Source organism: Streptomyces sp. NPDC028298 (assembly GCF_055565895.1).
In genome coordinates, this window is record NZ_JBVHTL010000005.1 from 623,660 (window position 1) to 637,947 (window position 14,288).

Here is a 14,288-nt window from a genome sequence, read left to right on the forward strand (position 1 = left end):
CTGACCGCTCTGAGGAGCGATTAACGATGTTCGAGAGGTTCACCGACCGCGCGCGGCGGGTTGTCGTCCTGGCTCAGGAAGAAGCCCGGATGCTCAACCACAACTACATCGGCACCGAGCACATCCTCCTGGGCCTGATCCACGAGGGTGAGGGTGTCGCCGCTAAGGCCCTGGAGAGCCTCGGGATTTCGCTCGAGGCGGTCCGCCAGCAGGTGGAGGAGATCATCGGGCAGGGGCAGCAGGCCCCGTCCGGGCACATCCCCTTCACCCCCCGTGCCAAGAAGGTCCTGGAGCTCTCGCTCCGCGAGGCCCTTCAGCTGGGCCACAACTACATCGGCACGGAGCACATCCTGCTCGGCCTGATCCGTGAGGGCGAGGGCGTCGCCGCCCAGGTCCTGGTCAAGCTGGGCGCAGACCTCAACCGGGTGCGGCAGCAGGTGATCCAGCTCCTGTCCGGTTACCAGGGCAAGGAGACCGCCACCGCCGGCGGTCCTGCCGAGGGCACCCCCTCCACGTCCCTGGTCCTCGACCAGTTCGGCCGGAACCTCACCCAGGCCGCTCGTGAGTCCAAGCTCGACCCGGTCATCGGGCGCGAGAAGGAGATCGAGCGGGTCATGCAGGTGCTGTCCCGCCGTACGAAGAACAACCCGGTGCTCATCGGCGAGCCCGGCGTCGGCAAGACCGCCGTCGTCGAGGGACTCGCCCAGGCCATCGTCAAGGGCGAGGTGCCCGAGACCCTCAAGGACAAGCACCTCTACACCCTGGACCTCGGCGCGCTGGTCGCCGGCTCCCGCTACCGCGGTGACTTCGAGGAGCGCCTGAAGAAGGTCCTCAAGGAGATCCGCACCCGCGGCGACATCATCCTGTTCATCGACGAGCTGCACACGCTGGTCGGTGCGGGTGCCGCCGAGGGCGCCATCGACGCCGCTTCGATCCTGAAGCCTATGCTGGCCCGCGGTGAGCTCCAGACCATCGGCGCCACCACGCTGGACGAGTACCGCAAGCACCTCGAGAAGGACGCGGCCCTCGAGCGCCGCTTCCAGCCGATCCAGGTGGCGGAGCCTTCCCTCCCCCACACGATCGAGATCCTCAAGGGCCTGCGCGACCGGTACGAGGCCCACCACCGCGTGTCCATCACGGACGAGGCCCTGGTGCAGGCGGCGACGCTCGCCGACCGGTACATCTCGGACCGCTTCCTGCCCGACAAGGCGATCGACCTGATCGACGAGGCGGGCTCCCGGATGCGCATCCGCCGGATGACCGCACCGCCGGACCTCCGCGAGTTCGACGAGAAGATCGCGGGCGTGCGCCGCGACAAGGAGTCGGCCATCGACTCCCAGGACTTCGAGAAGGCGGCCTCCCTCCGCGACAAGGAGAAGCAGCTGCTGGCGGCGAAGGCCAAGCGCGAGAAGGAGTGGAAGGCCGGCGACATGGACGTCGTGGCCGAGGTCGACGGCGAGCTCATCGCCGAGGTCCTCGCCACCGCCACCGGCATCCCGGTCTTCAAGCTGACCGAGGAGGAGTCCTCGCGTCTGCTGCGCATGGAGGACGAGCTCCACAAGCGGGTCATCGGCCAGAAGGACGCCATCAAGGCGCTCTCGCAGGCGATCCGCCGTACGCGAGCGGGTCTGAAGGACCCGAAGCGTCCCGGTGGTTCCTTCATCTTCGCCGGCCCCTCGGGTGTCGGTAAGACGGAGCTGTCGAAGACCCTCGCGGAGTTCCTCTTCGGCGACGAGGACGCGCTGATCTCCCTCGACATGTCGGAGTTCAGCGAGAAGCACACGGTCTCGCGTCTCTTCGGTTCGCCCCCCGGCTACGTGGGCTACGAAGAGGGCGGCCAGCTCACCGAGAAGGTCCGCCGCAAGCCGTTCTCCGTCGTCCTCTTCGACGAGGTCGAGAAGGCCCACCCGGACATCTTCAACTCGCTGCTGCAGATCCTGGAGGACGGTCGTCTGACCGACTCCCAGGGCCGGGTCGTGGACTTCAAGAACACGGTCATCATCATGACGACCAACCTCGGCACCCGGGACATCTCCAAGGGCTTCAACCTCGGCTTCGCGGCCGTGGGCGACGTCAAGACGAACTACGACCGGATGAAGGCCAAGGTCAACGAGGAGCTGAAGCAGCACTTCCGCCCCGAGTTCCTGAACCGTGTCGACGACACGGTGGTCTTCCACCAGCTCACCGAGGAAGACATCATCCAGATCGTCGACCTCATGATCGCCAAGGTGGACGAGCGGCTGAAGGACCGGGACATGGGCATCGAGCTCAGCCCGACCGCCAAGTCGCTGCTCGCGAAGAAGGGCTACGACCCCGTGCTGGGCGCCCGGCCGCTGCGCCGGACCATCCAGCGCGAGATCGAGGACGTCCTCTCGGAGAAGATCCTCTTCGGCGAGCTGCGTCCCGGCCACATCGTGGTCGTCGACACGGAGGGCGAGGGCGAGGCCAAGACCTTCACCTTCCGGGGTGAGGAGAAGTCGGCGCTCCCCGACGTCCCGCCGATCGAGCAGGCCGCCGGCGGTGCCGGTCCCAACCTGAGCAAGGAGGCGTGACCTCCGGGTCCGCCTGAGAAGGGGCTGCCCCGGGACTTCGGTCCCGGGGCAGCCCCTTTTCCCGTCTTTCCCGTCCTTCCCGTCCGGGAGGAGTAACGGATCGCGGCGGGCAGGCCTCACAGCACGTTGTGGGTCGTGGTCGTCGTGTGCCGGCCCGGCAACTGCTCCGCCAGCCGTCCCGGAACGGTGCCGGTGTCCGAATTGAGGACGAAATTGACCGTCCGCAGATTCGGCAGCAGGGCCCTCAGCCCGGACAGGTCCTCGTTCCCCGCCGGCTTCCGCAGCTCCAGGTGCTCCACCGAGGGCAGCGGAGGCGCCGAGGCGAGGGACTCCAGGGCGGCCCGGTGGATCCGCAGCTCCCGGAGCCCCGGCAGCGCCGCGGCCTCGGCCCAGTCGTCCGGACCGAGCTCTCCGGGCACCCGGCTCAGCCACAGCGTGTGCAGCGACCGCCAGTGGCCGAGCCCCCGCAGCCCGGTCTCCCGCAGGACGTCCAGTCCGAAGGAGAGGACCTCCAGCGCCGAGTCCAGGGGCAGCGCATCGCTCAGGGACCGGCCCGCGAGCCGGTGTCCCACGTTCAGCTCCCGCAGCGACGTCAGCGCGGCCAGACCGTCCGGCGGCGGGGTCCGTCCCTGGTGGGACAGCATCGACAGCGTCCGCAGCGGCAGCTCCCGCAGGGGCGCGACGCTGTCGACCTCCGTGCACTGGTCGAGGCTGAGCTGTTCCAGCAGCGGCTGGGCGGCCAGGAAGTCCAGGTCCCGCAGACGGTCGTTGTACCGCAGCGCCAGATGGGTCACCCGGCCGGGCGGAAGGCAGGAGCGCAGCTCCGCCGAGCCGATGTCCCCGACGACCTGAAGCCTGGGCCGCCCGCCCAGTTCCCGCAGCACATGGAGCTGGGCGGCCGAGTGCGCGGTGAAGTACAGGCCCGCCGGGTCCAGGGCGGCGATGACCTCGGCCCCGTACCGCTCGGCGTCGAACCGGTGCCATGCCCAGGTGAGCTGGGCCCGCACCGACAGCGCCGGATGGGAGCGGAAGCGCGCCAGGACGGGTACGGCCGCGTCGGTGCCGATCAGGGAGGCGGTGATCACCACTCCCCGGGCCTCGTCGTCGGTCAGTCCCTCCGGTCCCGGCAGCAGTTCCAGGACGAGGGGGCCGGCCTCGGCCAGGGCGCGGGCCTCCGCCGCCGTCCTCGGCGGGATGAGCGTGGCCGCGTCGCCCTCCACGGCGGCCCGTACCTCGGGCGCGAGCTGCGTGGCGTGCTCCAGCGAGGCGAGGGCCAGCAGCCGTACACGGGTCGCCGCCGCGCCGTCGAGCCCCGCCGCGGCGGCGGTCATCGAGCCGAGCAGTTCGGCCCGCTCCCGGGGCCGGGCGTGGGCGACGGCCATCCGGACCACGTCGGCCCACTGGGACTCCCCGGCGTTGCGCACCAGGAGTCCGAAGTCCCCGTCCTCCACGGCGGCCTTGGCGCCCAGGTAGTCCTGGAAGGTGCGGTGGACGAACTCCACGGTCCCCGGGGCGGGTTCACGCAGCAGGCCGCTGCGTACGACGAGATGGCGCAGGATCCGCGCGGCGTCGCCCTGGCCGGCGGCGGCCGGGAGCGAGGGCAGGACGTCGGCGACGATGCGTTCGGCGCGGTCCCGGTCCATCTCCGACCGGTTGTTGCGGATGAGCCAGTAGGCGAGCCGCTGCAGAAGCTGGATCTGCGGGAGTTCGGTGAGATGGACGCCGTCGTGACCGCCTCCGGCGGCGAACATGTCGCGCTCCTCGTCACGGCGCGAGAGCAGCATGGAGAGCGCGGCGTCGTACAACTCCTGTCTGCCGTGCGGCAGATAGCCCCGCCGGTCGCGGTGCAGCGCGCAGATCAGACCGCACATCAGGGGATTGGTGGCGAGGCGGCCGAGGTCCGGCTTGGTGCGCACGGCGTCGAGGAGGGAGAGCTCGTAGCCGTCGAGGCGGTCCGTGTCGGGCGCGTCCGGGCGTGCCGCGGCGTGCCAGCGGCGGATGAAGGCGGCCACGTCGTCGCCGGTCATGGGGGAGAGGACGAGTTCGGTGAATCCGTCGGGAGTGAGCCAGTCCTCGCGTACGGCCGAGGGGCGGGACGTCACGAGCCACTGGTTGCCGGGGTAGGCGTCGAGGAGCTCGCGCAGCCAGCGGCGGGTGTGTTCGCGGTCACGCTCGGGGATCTCGTCGAGCCCGTCGACGAGGAGCAGGGCGCGGCCGTGGCGGAGCACCCTGTCGCTCCAGCCGTCCGGCTGGGTCGCGTGGAAGGGGATCCGGACGGCGGACAGGAAGGCGTCGGGGGCCGGCAGGCCGTCGGGACGCCGGACGAGGGTGCGCAGCGGGAGGACGAAGGGGATGCGGTCGCCCCGCTCCCCGCGCGCCGCGGTGACCGCGAGCCACTGCACCAGCGTGGTCTTGCCGGAGCCGGCCACACCGCGCAGGAGGACGAGGTCCTGCTCCGCGAGGGCCTGTTCGGCGGGCAGCGAGGCGCCGGCGGCGATGTGGACGCCCTCCGCGGCGGCGGACTCCTCGTCCTCCAGGGGGCGCAGGGCCTGGAGGCTGAGGTAGGCGGCGTCCAGCGGCCAGCGCTCCGGGGAGTCGACGAGGTCGATGCCGTAGATGGTGAGGTGGCCGTGCCGGGTGGCTACATGGGCGAGATAGCGCTGCTCGAAGGCCTGGTCGGTGCCGCCCGTGAGGGGGGTTCGGGCGATCAGTTCGTCCACTTTGGCGATGAGCTCGCGCTGTCTGCGGCTCTGCTCCACGAGCGTGCGGGGGACGAACGTCGAGCGCTGGGTGAAGAAGTGCAGGATGTGGAGGCAGGCGGTGTCGAGCAGCCCCTCGTGGAACAGGGCCGCGTCCAGGGACAGGTCCCGTGCGGGGTCCCCGGCTGCCGCGCGCAGCCGCAGGGCGAGCGCCCGGTGGCCGAGTTCCACCGCCTGGACGTCCGTCATGGTGAGGTCGCCCAGGGCGTGCAGCGTCCGGCCGAGGGCATGGACGACGGCCTGTTCCTCGTCGGCGGGGAAGGGCCGCTCGCCGCCGCGCAGCGCCCGGGCGACCAGGGCGGCCGAGAGAGCGGCCAGTTCCCTGTCCCCGACGGCCCGCTTCTCGCCCTTGAAGGAGACCAGCGCCGAGATCCGTACGGGCTTGTCCACGAGCCCCGCTCCCGGCCCCTCGGCCACGAAGAGCTTCCTGACCAGCGGCGCGGCCACGCTCGAGGCCAGGCGCGTGCCGACGGTTACTGGGTCCATGACGTTCCCCCCGAGAGCGTTGGGCCGGAAGGACAACCGTAGGGTCCGGCGGCCGATCGGCACAGCACTGCCGAGGGGTGCCCGTGGAGGGGCCGGCGACGGCTCAAGACCCTTGAAAACAGGGGCAGGCGGGGTAGCCCGCGTCACATTCCGGGGGGTCCGGAGGCGGGGCCCCGGTGACATGGCGCACAGGCGTTTTGTCCGGTACTAGGTTGAATAGTGGATATGCGAAAACGGACAAAAAGGACCTTTGGCCCGGGGTGGACGGGACTGTCGGCAGGGCACCCCGAGGGGTGGGCCGCAGGCGGGTTTGGCAAGGGATGTGCAGGGCTGAAGTGGGGTTAAACCCTGTTTTCGGGGCCAAAGGGACAAGATCCCTCGCCGGATGTCCGAGGTGTCAAGGTTCGGGAAGTTTTGGGATGAAGTACTACTTCGGACCGTAGATGGGGGGTTTGAGTGCGGCTGGGGGCGCGGGTTACCAATGAATGGCCAACACGGCAGCGAGCAGTCCGCCGGAGTTGTTGTTCAGTCCCTTGTCCCCGTCTCCACGAGGTTTTCATGTCGAAGCGCGTCACGTCCCGCAAGTCCCTTATGTCCCTGGCTCGCACTCGGACGGCTGTTCTGGCCGTCGGCCTGGGCGCCTCGGTCGTACTGGGCGCAGGGGTCGCGACCGCCGCCGAAGCGGGCGTCAGCAGCAGCGCCACCGTCACCGCGGCCAACGCCGTCCACACCCAGGCCGCCGCTCAGGCCAAGGCCGCCGCCGCGAAGAAGGCCGCCGTCACCAAGGCCGCCGTCGCGAAGAAGGCCGCCGCGAAGAAGAAGGCCGCCTCCTGGGTCGACCCGGTCGCGAAGTACTCCCTGTCCGCCAGCTTCAACCAGGCCGGCGGCATGTGGGCCCACAAGCACTCCGGCCAGGACTTCGCCGTGCCGCAGGGCACCAACGTCATGGCCGCCCACGGCGGCACCGTCGTCAAGGCGGGCCCCAACGGCGCCGGTGACGGTCCGGCGTACGGCAACGCCATCGTCATCAAGCACGCCAACGGCACGTACTCGCAGTACGCCCACCTGTCGCGCATCGACGTGCGCATCGGCCAGGTCGTCTCCACCGGCCAGCACATAGCCCTGTCCGGCAACACCGGTAACTCCAGCGGCCCGCACCTGCACTTCGAGATCCGTACGACCCCGAACTACGGTTCCGCGATCAACCCCGTGGCGTTCCTGCACACCATGGGCGTCAAGGTCTGACCCGCCTGACGGGCGCCGGGTCGTCCCGGCGCCAGGGCCTGTCCGACAGGCCCTAGGAGGCCCCGCCCCCGTGGGCCTGTGTCACCAGATCGATAGCGACCTCCAGGACCGCCTTGCGCTTGTCCTCGGGGTCGCCTTCGACTTCCTTGAGCACGAACATCCCGGCGTGCATCGTGAAGAGCGCGCTGATGCAGCGGACCTGGTCGGTCAGCGGAGCCTCGGGCTCCTTGATGATCTCCAGCATGCTGATCATGCGGTCCTTGAAGGTCTCGCCGATGCTCAGCTCGCGTACCGTCGCCTGGTTCTCCTGCATGAAGCGGAACAGCGGGGACGCGCCGCCGAGGGCCTCGCTGTAGCGGCGCAGCACCTCCTGCTTGGTCTCCAGGCTGTGCGGCTGCTGCCTGCCCCATTCGATCAGCTCGTCGAGCGGCCGCGTCAGATCCTGGAAGATACTGATCAGGATCTCTTCCTTGGTCTTGAAGTGGTAGTAGAGCGCCGCCTTCGTGACGTCCAGGTGCTCGGCGATCTCGCGCAGCGAGGTCTTCTCGTAGCCGTGCTCGGAGAAGAGTTCGAGGGCTACGTCCTGGATGCGCTGCCGGGTGTCGCCTCGGCGCTGCCGCTTGATGCCGTCCATGGTGCCGCCCATCCTCGTCTCCCTCGCCCTGCTTGGAAACTTACCTGTCGACCGGCAGGTAAAACTAGTCCAACTTACTTGACGCCCGGCTAGTTAGAGGGCTATTTTCCCGGATGTGATGAGCTTGCCGGTCGGCAAGTAAGTAGCCGGACCGACGGCGGAAGTACTCAGGGGAGTGGGAACGATGGCGGACATGACGAAGGCGGCCGAACCGGCCGACGAGCAGACCGGGAAACCGGCCGAGGGCGAGAAGCAACAGCGCAGCGTGCGCGTGGTCCTGCTCGCGCTGATGCTCACCATGATGCTGGCGATGCTCGACAACATGATCGTCGGCACGGCCATGCCGACCATCGTGGGCGAGCTCGGCGGACTCGAACACCTCTCCTGGGTCGTGACGGCGTACACCCTCGCCACCGCGGCCTCCACCCCGATCTGGGGCAAGCTCGGCGACATGTACGGCCGCAAGGGCTCCTTCATGACGTCGATCGTGATCTTCCTGATCGGCTCCGCGCTGAGCGGCATGGCCCAGAACATGGGCGAGCTGATCGGCTTCCGGGCCATCCAGGGTCTCGGCGCCGGCGGTCTCATGGTCGGTGTCATGGCGATCATCGGTGACCTGATCCCGCCCCGTGAGCGCGGCAAGTACCAGGGCATGATGGCCGGCATCATGGCGCTGGCGATGATCGGCGGTCCGCTGATCGGCGGCACGATCACCGACAACTGGGGCTGGCGCTGGTCCTTCTACATCAACCTGCCGCTCGGCGCGGTCGCGCTCGCCGCGATCAGCATCGTCCTGCACCTGCCGAAGAAGCGGTCCGAGACGCGCATCGACTACCTCGGCGCCGCGCTGCTCACCATCGGCATCACCTCCATCGTCCTCGTCACCACCTGGGGCGGCACGGAGTACGCCTGGTCGTCCGCGCGGATCATGGAGCTCATCGGCCTCGGCGTCGCCGCACTGGTCGGGTTCGTCTTCTGGCAGACCAAGGCCGCCGAGCCGATCGTGCCGCTGCACATCTTCCGCAGCCGCAACTTCACCCTGATGTCGATCATCGGTTTCGTCACCGGCTTCGCCATGTTCGGCGCCACGCTGTTCCTGCCGCTGTACCAGCAGGCGGTGCAGGGCGCGTCCGCGACCAACTCCGGTCTGCTCCTGCTGCCCATGCTCGGCGCGATGCTCGTGACGTCGATGGTCGCCGGCCGGGTCACCACCGCCACCGGCCGCTACAAGATCTTCCCCGTCATCGGCGGTGTGCTGATGGTGATCGGCCTCTACCTGCTGTCGACGATGGACACGGACACCACCCGTTTCATGTCCGGCGTCGACATGGCCGTCCTCGGCCTGGGCATGGGCTGCCTGATGCAGGTCACCATGCTGGTCGCGCAGAACAGCGTGGAGATGAAGGACATGGGCGTCGCGTCCTCCTCCACCACCCTGTTCCGTACGCTCGGCTCGTCGTTCGGTGTCGCCGTCATGGGCGCGCTGTTCAACCACCGCGTGCAGGACGTCATGGCCGCGAAGGCCGGCGCCCTGGGCTCGAAGATCACCGAGCAGTCGGCACAGCTCGACGCGGCGAGCCTGGCGAAGCTGCCGGCTCCGGTCCGCGAGGCCTACCAGCACGCGGTGTCGGCCGGTACGCACTCGGCCTTCCTGCTGGGCGCGGCGGTCGCCGTGATCGTGATGGTCTCGTCGGTGTTCGTCAAGGAGGTCGCCCTCAAGGGGGCGGGCGCGCCCAAGCCCGGCGAGGGCGGCACGCCGGAGGACGCACCCCAGGTCCAGCTCGCCGAGCCGGTCTGACCTGAACGCGGGGCCGGCCCTCCCGGCTCCTGAACTCCTCACACCGAAGGCCCCCGGCGCTGTCCGCCCCGGGGGCCTTCTCCCGTGCCCGGCGAGGGGCGTCCGGGGAGGGTCGTCCGCCGAGTCGCGGCAGGCCGAGGCCGCGGCAGGCCGTCCGGCCGCGACGCCTACTTCCCGGACATCGGCAGCACCGGATAGCTCCCGGTGCTCGTCGGCGCGTGCTCCGGCAGCCACAGCACCGCGACGGCACCCTCCGCGGGCACACCCTCCGGAGCCCCGGCGGGCCGTACGTTGCGGAACGTCAGCCGCGCACCGAGCACCCGGGCCTGGCCCGCGGCGATGGTGAGCCCCAGCCCGTGGCCGTCGCCCGCCCGGTCGGTACTGCCGGTACGGAACCGGCTCGGCCCCTCGGCCAGGAGCTTCTCGGGGAAACCCGGGCCGTGGTCGCGGACGCGGATGACCCGCCCCTCGACCGTGACCTCGATCGGCGGCCTGCCGTGCCGGGCCGCGTTCGCCAGCAGATTGAGCAGGACGCGCTCCAGCCGGCGCGGGTCCGTCGTGACCTCCGACTCGTGCACCACCCGCACCTCGACATCCGCCCCCTTGGCGGCCATCCGCCGGGCCACGAACTCGCCGAGCAGGATGTCCTGCAGCTCGGCCCGCTCGGAGGCCCCGTCGAGCCGGGCGACCTCCAGGACGTCCTCGACGAGCGTACGCATGGCCTGCGCGCGGTCCCGTACGAGCTCGGTGGGCCGCCCGGGCGGCAGCAGCTCGGCCGCCGTGAGCAGCCCGGTCACCGGAGTGCGCAGTTCATGGGCGATGTCGGCGGTCACCCGGCGCTCGGCCTCCAGACGCTGCTGGAGCGCGTCGGCCATGGCGTCCACCGCCCGCGCCAGATCATCGGTCTCGTCGAGCACGACACCGCCGATCGCGTCCCGCACCCGGACGTCCGGCTCACCCTTGGCGACCCGGTTCGCCGCGGCCGCCGCCTTGCGCAGCCGGCGCGAGAGCTGCCCGCCGATCAGCACGCCCAGCGCGCTGCCGCCGAGGACGACCGCGATCGAGCCGATGATCAGCGCCTGGTCGAGGTCCTTCATCACGTCCGCGTTGCGGTCCGTGAAGCGCTCGTGCCAGGACAGCACCTGGCCGTTCCTGAGCGGGACCGCGGCCCAGATGTCCGGCACGCCGTTCGAGCTGTCCGAGACGTAGGTCGCCCGCCGCCCCTCCGAGACCTTCGCCAGCAGATCCGCCGGAATCGCGGCATCGTCTATCTTGGCGCCGAACGGCGGCGGCCGGCCCGGCCCGTACATGCGCTCGGCGAGCTGGATGCGCTCATCCGCGAGGTCGCGCGAGTTGTCCAGCATCGAGACGCGGGCCGCGTTGTGCACGACCAGGCTCAGCGCGACCGCGACCAGCGCGCCGACCAGGGCGATCGCCGTGCTGAGCTTCCAGCGGATGCCCGTACGGATGCTCGTACCCGAATCCGCGCACCGGTCGATCCCTATGCCGATGCCCCGGCCACCCGCCCTGCCCCGTCCCCGGCGCCCACCGGTGCCCCCGCCGAGGACCTCGCCCCCGCCGGCACCCGCTCCCTCGCGCCAACCCGTGCCCACGCCACCCCCCGCTTCCGTACGCCCGCCCGGAACCGGAACCCGCCCAGCGGCCGAGGGCCGCCCCGGAGCGGAACGCTGAAACATCCCCCGCATGCCGTGCTCAGGCCTTCAACTTGTAGCCGAAGCCGCGGACCGTCTCGATACGGTCCTGGCCGATCTTCGTCCGCAGCCGCTGCACATGGACGTCGACCACCCGGGTGTCCCCGCCCCAGCCGTAGTCCCACACCCGCTCCAGCAGCTTGTCGCGGCTCAGCACCGTCCCCGGCGCGGACGAGAACTCCAGGAGCAGCCGCATCTCGGTGGGCGTCAGCGCCACCGGCGTACCGCCCCGGGTCACCTCCATGCCCTCGGTGTCGACCTCCAGCTCACCGAAGACGAGGACCCCGCCCTCCACCGGCGCCCCGTCGGCCGCCGCGCCCGCGCCGCCGCTCGCGTGCCCGAACCGCCGCAGCACCGCCCGGATCCGGGCGACCAGCACGGCGCCGTCGAAGGGCTTGGTCACGTAGTCGTCGGCGCCGGCCTCCAGGCCGAGCACGACGTCGATCGAGTCGGCGCGCGCGGACAGCATGATGACCGGCACGGTCGACTCGTCGCGGATACGACGGCACAGCGACACACCGTCGAGCCCGGGGACCATCACGTCCAGCAGGGCGATGTCGGGACGGTCGGCGCGGAACGCCTCCAGGCCCGAGAGCCCGTCGGGCATGGCCGTGACCGCGAAGCCGTCGCGCTCCAGGGCGAGTTGTGTGGCCTCGCGGATGACGTCGTCGTCCTCGACGAACAGGACGTGGGTCTGCTCTGCCATCCGGCTGCTCCGCGTTCTCAGTTCGCGTCCGGGGCGGGCGAACCGGAGCCGCCCACCGCGTTGCTGTAGTCGTTGTGGATCCTGGACTGCTCGACGAAGCGTGTCGAGGTCCAGCGGTAGGTGATCACTTCTTCGCTCGACGGGTACGACACCGGGTCGCCCTTCTCGTAGAGCTGCTGGGTGACCACGAGATCACCCCGGTCGATCTCGGCGTAGACCGGAGGCTCCTCCGCCTTGAAGACGTTCTCGTACCGGCCGTTCTCCTCGCGATAGACGTAACTGCCGACACCCACGGCGTCGGCACAGGTCATCACGTTGATCACGATGTCGTTCGAGGCCCCGCCGGTCAGGTCGCCGTACGACACGTCGACCGGGTACTCGTCGGCGACGCACGGCTTCAGATCACGCTTGACCGCCGCGCTGACCACCGGGTCGTTCTTGACGAGCTTGACCGCGTCCACACGCTGGGGGGCCTTGGACGGCGTCCCGGACACGACGGGCTTGATGCTGCCCTTGGCCACCGCGTCGCTGCCCGCCGGGCCCTCGTCGCGGGCACCGGTGCCGCCCGTGGCGCACGCGGTCATGAAAAGGCCGAGGGCGGCGAGCCCGGCCGCCGCCGAACTCCCCGCCTTCAGGGCCGTTCTGGCCCGGGCTCCTAGGCCGCGCAACGCTCCCGCTCCTCACGTTCGAGCGCGCGTGCGTCCAGGTCGCGGCTCTCCAGCTCCTCGCGGAGCCGGGCCAGCGCCCGGTGCAGTGTGCTCTTGACCGTTCCGGCCGACATGCCGAGCGCGGCGGCCGTCTCCTCCGTGGACATCTGCTCCCAGTGTCGCAGCACCACGACACTGCGCTGCTTGGGTGCCAGCACCTTCATGATGTCCATCAGCAGCGCGCGGTCCGCGTGCTGCTCGGTGGCGTCCTCCACGGACGCGTCCGGCAGTTGCTCCGTGGGCACCTCTTCGAGCTTGCGGGCTCGCCACCACTCGGTCCGCGTGTTGATCATCACGCGGCGCAGGTAGGCGTCGGCGAGACGCTTGTCCGCGATGCCCTCCCAGCGGCCGTACGTCCGCACGAGCGCCGTCTGGAGCAGGTCCTGGGCGTCGACCGGGTCGGGGACCAGGCGGCGGGCACTGCGCAGCAGCGCGTCCTGCCGGGTTCGGACGTACTCCTCGAATTCGAGCACCTCGCCCTGCGCCATGATCAACCGCCTCCGTCCCCGTTTCCGACCTGCCCGCTGCCGGTTCTCCGTTGCCTGCGCACCGCCGCCGCCTCTGGTCCGGCGGCACTGCTGCGGTACGGCACTGAAGCTACGGAGGCGTTGTCACGGGGTTGTCCGAGACAGCCTGCGGCCAGCACTCGGCTGTCCGTCGGTTGTGTAACGGCTGTAGGTACGGGGTAAAGGAGGAGGGCTCTTTGCGCCGGTTGGTCCGGTTATCGGCTCTGTCTCAGGTGAGGGGCAGCCGATACAGACCGCCGGGGAGCGGTTCGACCAGTCCGTCGGCGACGAGCCCGTCGAGGGCGCGGCCCCGCTGCACCGGCTCGTCCCACACCCGGTCCAGCGCGGTCTGCGGGACCGGCACATGCGCCTCCCGCAGGACGGCCAGCAGCTTGCCGCGCACCTGGCGGTCCGTGCCCGCGTACGTCTGCCCCTTGCGCGGCGGCCCGTCGTGCTCGGGCTTGCCGGCCAGCCGCCAGGCGCACTGCGCGGCGATCGGGCAGCGGTGGCACGTCTCGTTCTTCGCCGTGCAGACCAGCGCGCCGAGCTCCATCGAGGCGGCGGCCCAGCGCGCCGCGGTGCTCTCGCTCTCGGGCAGCAGGGCGCGGGCGAGCCTGCGCTCGGCGGCCGTGGTGGCGTTCGGCGGGTACTGCACCCCGGTGACGGCCCGGGCGAAGACCCTGCGGACGTTCGTGTCCAGGACGGGATGGCGCTGGCCGTACGCGAACGACGCGACCGCCGCCGCCGTGTACTCCCCGATGCCGGGCAGCGCCAGCAACTGCGCGTGATCCGTCGGTACGTCGCCGCCGTGCCGTTCCGTTATGGCCACCGCGGCGCCGTGCAGCCGCAGGGCGCGGCGCGGGTAGCCGAGCCGCCCCCAGGCCCGGACCGCCTCCCCGGGCGCGTCCTTCGCCAGATCGGCGGGGCGGGGCCAGCGCGCCAGCCACTGCTCGTACACGGGCAGGACGCGGTTGACCGGGGTCTGCTGGAGCATGAACTCGCTGACCATCACCGCCCAGGCGCCAGCATCGGGATGCCGCCAGGGCAGATCGCGGGCGTGCTCGTCGAACCAGGCGATGACGGGGGTGTGGAGGTCCTCGCCGGGGGCGTTGCGGATGGGCCCGGTGGGCTTGATGGGTGCAGTCATGGCGATGTCGATCCTGCCATGCGGCGGTGACGATGC

General features: G+C 70.5%; 10 protein-coding genes. 3 read left to right on the top strand and 7 right to left on the bottom strand.

Annotated features, from left to right (window positions below; genetic code table 11):
* Positions 1 to 26 precede the first annotated feature (26 nt).
* Positions 27 to 2,552, top strand: a complete 2,526-nt coding sequence (locus tag ACZ4TO_RS25450; protein WP_103552418.1) for an ATP-dependent Clp protease ATP-binding subunit — start codon at positions 27 to 29, stop codon at positions 2,550 to 2,552.
* Positions 2,553 to 2,668: 116 nt separating this feature from the next.
* Here the strand turns inward: ACZ4TO_RS25450 and ACZ4TO_RS25455 are convergent, their stop codons facing one another.
* A complete protein-coding gene (locus ACZ4TO_RS25455) occupies positions 2,669 to 5,797 on the bottom strand; it encodes an NACHT domain-containing protein (RefSeq protein WP_468025294.1) in 3,129 nt (1,042 codons plus the stop codon).
* Between the two features lie 558 nt (positions 5,798 to 6,355).
* Between ACZ4TO_RS25455 and ACZ4TO_RS25460 the strand changes: the two genes are divergently transcribed.
* On the top strand, positions 6,356 to 7,042 hold the full coding sequence (locus tag ACZ4TO_RS25460; RefSeq protein WP_382784143.1) for a M23 family metallopeptidase: 687 nt from the start codon (positions 6,356 to 6,358) through the stop codon (positions 7,040 to 7,042).
* Positions 7,043 to 7,094: 52 nt separating this feature from the next.
* Here the strand turns inward: ACZ4TO_RS25460 and ACZ4TO_RS25465 are convergent, their stop codons facing one another.
* Complete coding sequence (locus ACZ4TO_RS25465; protein ID WP_382784146.1) at positions 7,095 to 7,688, bottom strand: TetR/AcrR family transcriptional regulator; 594 nt, start codon at positions 7,686 to 7,688, stop codon at positions 7,095 to 7,097.
* Positions 7,689 to 7,860: 172 nt separating this feature from the next.
* On the opposite strand from ACZ4TO_RS25465, the gene ACZ4TO_RS25470 reads away from it, so the two are divergent.
* Positions 7,861 to 9,474, top strand: a complete 1,614-nt coding sequence (locus tag ACZ4TO_RS25470; RefSeq protein WP_382784148.1) for an MDR family MFS transporter — start codon at positions 7,861 to 7,863, stop codon at positions 9,472 to 9,474.
* 167 nt (positions 9,475 to 9,641) lie between these two features.
* On the opposite strand, the gene cseC is transcribed toward ACZ4TO_RS25470, so the two are convergent.
* From cseC to ACZ4TO_RS25495, 5 genes are all read right to left on the bottom strand, one after another.
* Positions 9,642 to 11,180 (bottom strand): two-component system sensor histidine kinase CseC, encoded by a 1,539-nt coding sequence (gene cseC, locus ACZ4TO_RS25475; protein WP_382784151.1) that lies wholly within the window; start codon positions 11,178 to 11,180, stop codon positions 9,642 to 9,644.
* Between the two features lie 7 nt (positions 11,181 to 11,187).
* A complete protein-coding gene (gene cseB / locus ACZ4TO_RS25480) occupies positions 11,188 to 11,892 on the bottom strand; it encodes a two-component system response regulator CseB (protein ID WP_382784154.1) in 705 nt (234 codons plus the stop codon).
* 17 nt (positions 11,893 to 11,909) lie between these two features.
* The gene (locus ACZ4TO_RS25485) at positions 11,910 to 12,560 is read right to left on the bottom strand and encodes a hypothetical protein (RefSeq protein ID WP_382784157.1); all 651 of its coding nucleotides are present in this window, start codon (positions 12,558 to 12,560) and stop codon (positions 11,910 to 11,912) included.
* Positions 12,548 to 13,087: a SigE family RNA polymerase sigma factor gene (locus ACZ4TO_RS25490; protein WP_355766061.1), complete on the bottom strand. Its 540-nt coding sequence runs from the start codon at positions 13,085 to 13,087 to the stop codon at positions 12,548 to 12,550. The genes ACZ4TO_RS25485 and ACZ4TO_RS25490 overlap by 13 nt, the downstream gene beginning before the upstream one ends.
* 247 nt (positions 13,088 to 13,334) lie before the next feature.
* A complete protein-coding gene (locus tag ACZ4TO_RS25495) occupies positions 13,335 to 14,252 on the bottom strand; it encodes an HhH-GPD family protein (protein ID WP_382784161.1) in 918 nt (305 codons plus the stop codon).
* Positions 14,253 to 14,288 lie beyond the last annotated feature (36 nt).

What these genes read in the sequence shown, in the direction of transcription:
- ACZ4TO_RS25450 (WP_103552418.1), top strand. Translation starts at nt 27, where the DNA reads ATGTTCGAGAGGTTCACCGACCGCGCGCGGCGGGTTGTCGTCCTGGCT.
- ACZ4TO_RS25455 (WP_468025294.1), bottom strand. Translation starts at nt 5,797, where the DNA reads ATGGACCCAGTAACCGTCGGCACGCGCCTGGCCTCGAGCGTGGCCGCG.
- ACZ4TO_RS25460 (WP_382784143.1), top strand. Translation starts at nt 6,356, where the DNA reads ATGTCGAAGCGCGTCACGTCCCGCAAGTCCCTTATGTCCCTGGCTCGC.
- ACZ4TO_RS25465 (WP_382784146.1), bottom strand. Translation starts at nt 7,688, where the DNA reads ATGGGCGGCACCATGGACGGCATCAAGCGGCAGCGCCGAGGCGACACC.
- ACZ4TO_RS25470 (WP_382784148.1), top strand. Translation starts at nt 7,861, where the DNA reads ATGGCGGACATGACGAAGGCGGCCGAACCGGCCGACGAGCAGACCGGG.
- cseC (WP_382784151.1), bottom strand. Translation starts at nt 11,180, where the DNA reads ATGCGGGGGATGTTTCAGCGTTCCGCTCCGGGGCGGCCCTCGGCCGCT.
- cseB (WP_382784154.1), bottom strand. Translation starts at nt 11,892, where the DNA reads ATGGCAGAGCAGACCCACGTCCTGTTCGTCGAGGACGACGACGTCATC.
- ACZ4TO_RS25490 (WP_355766061.1), bottom strand. Translation starts at nt 13,087, where the DNA reads ATGGCGCAGGGCGAGGTGCTCGAATTCGAGGAGTACGTCCGAACCCGG.
- ACZ4TO_RS25495 (WP_382784161.1), bottom strand. Translation starts at nt 14,252, where the DNA reads ATGACTGCACCCATCAAGCCCACCGGGCCCATCCGCAACGCCCCCGGC.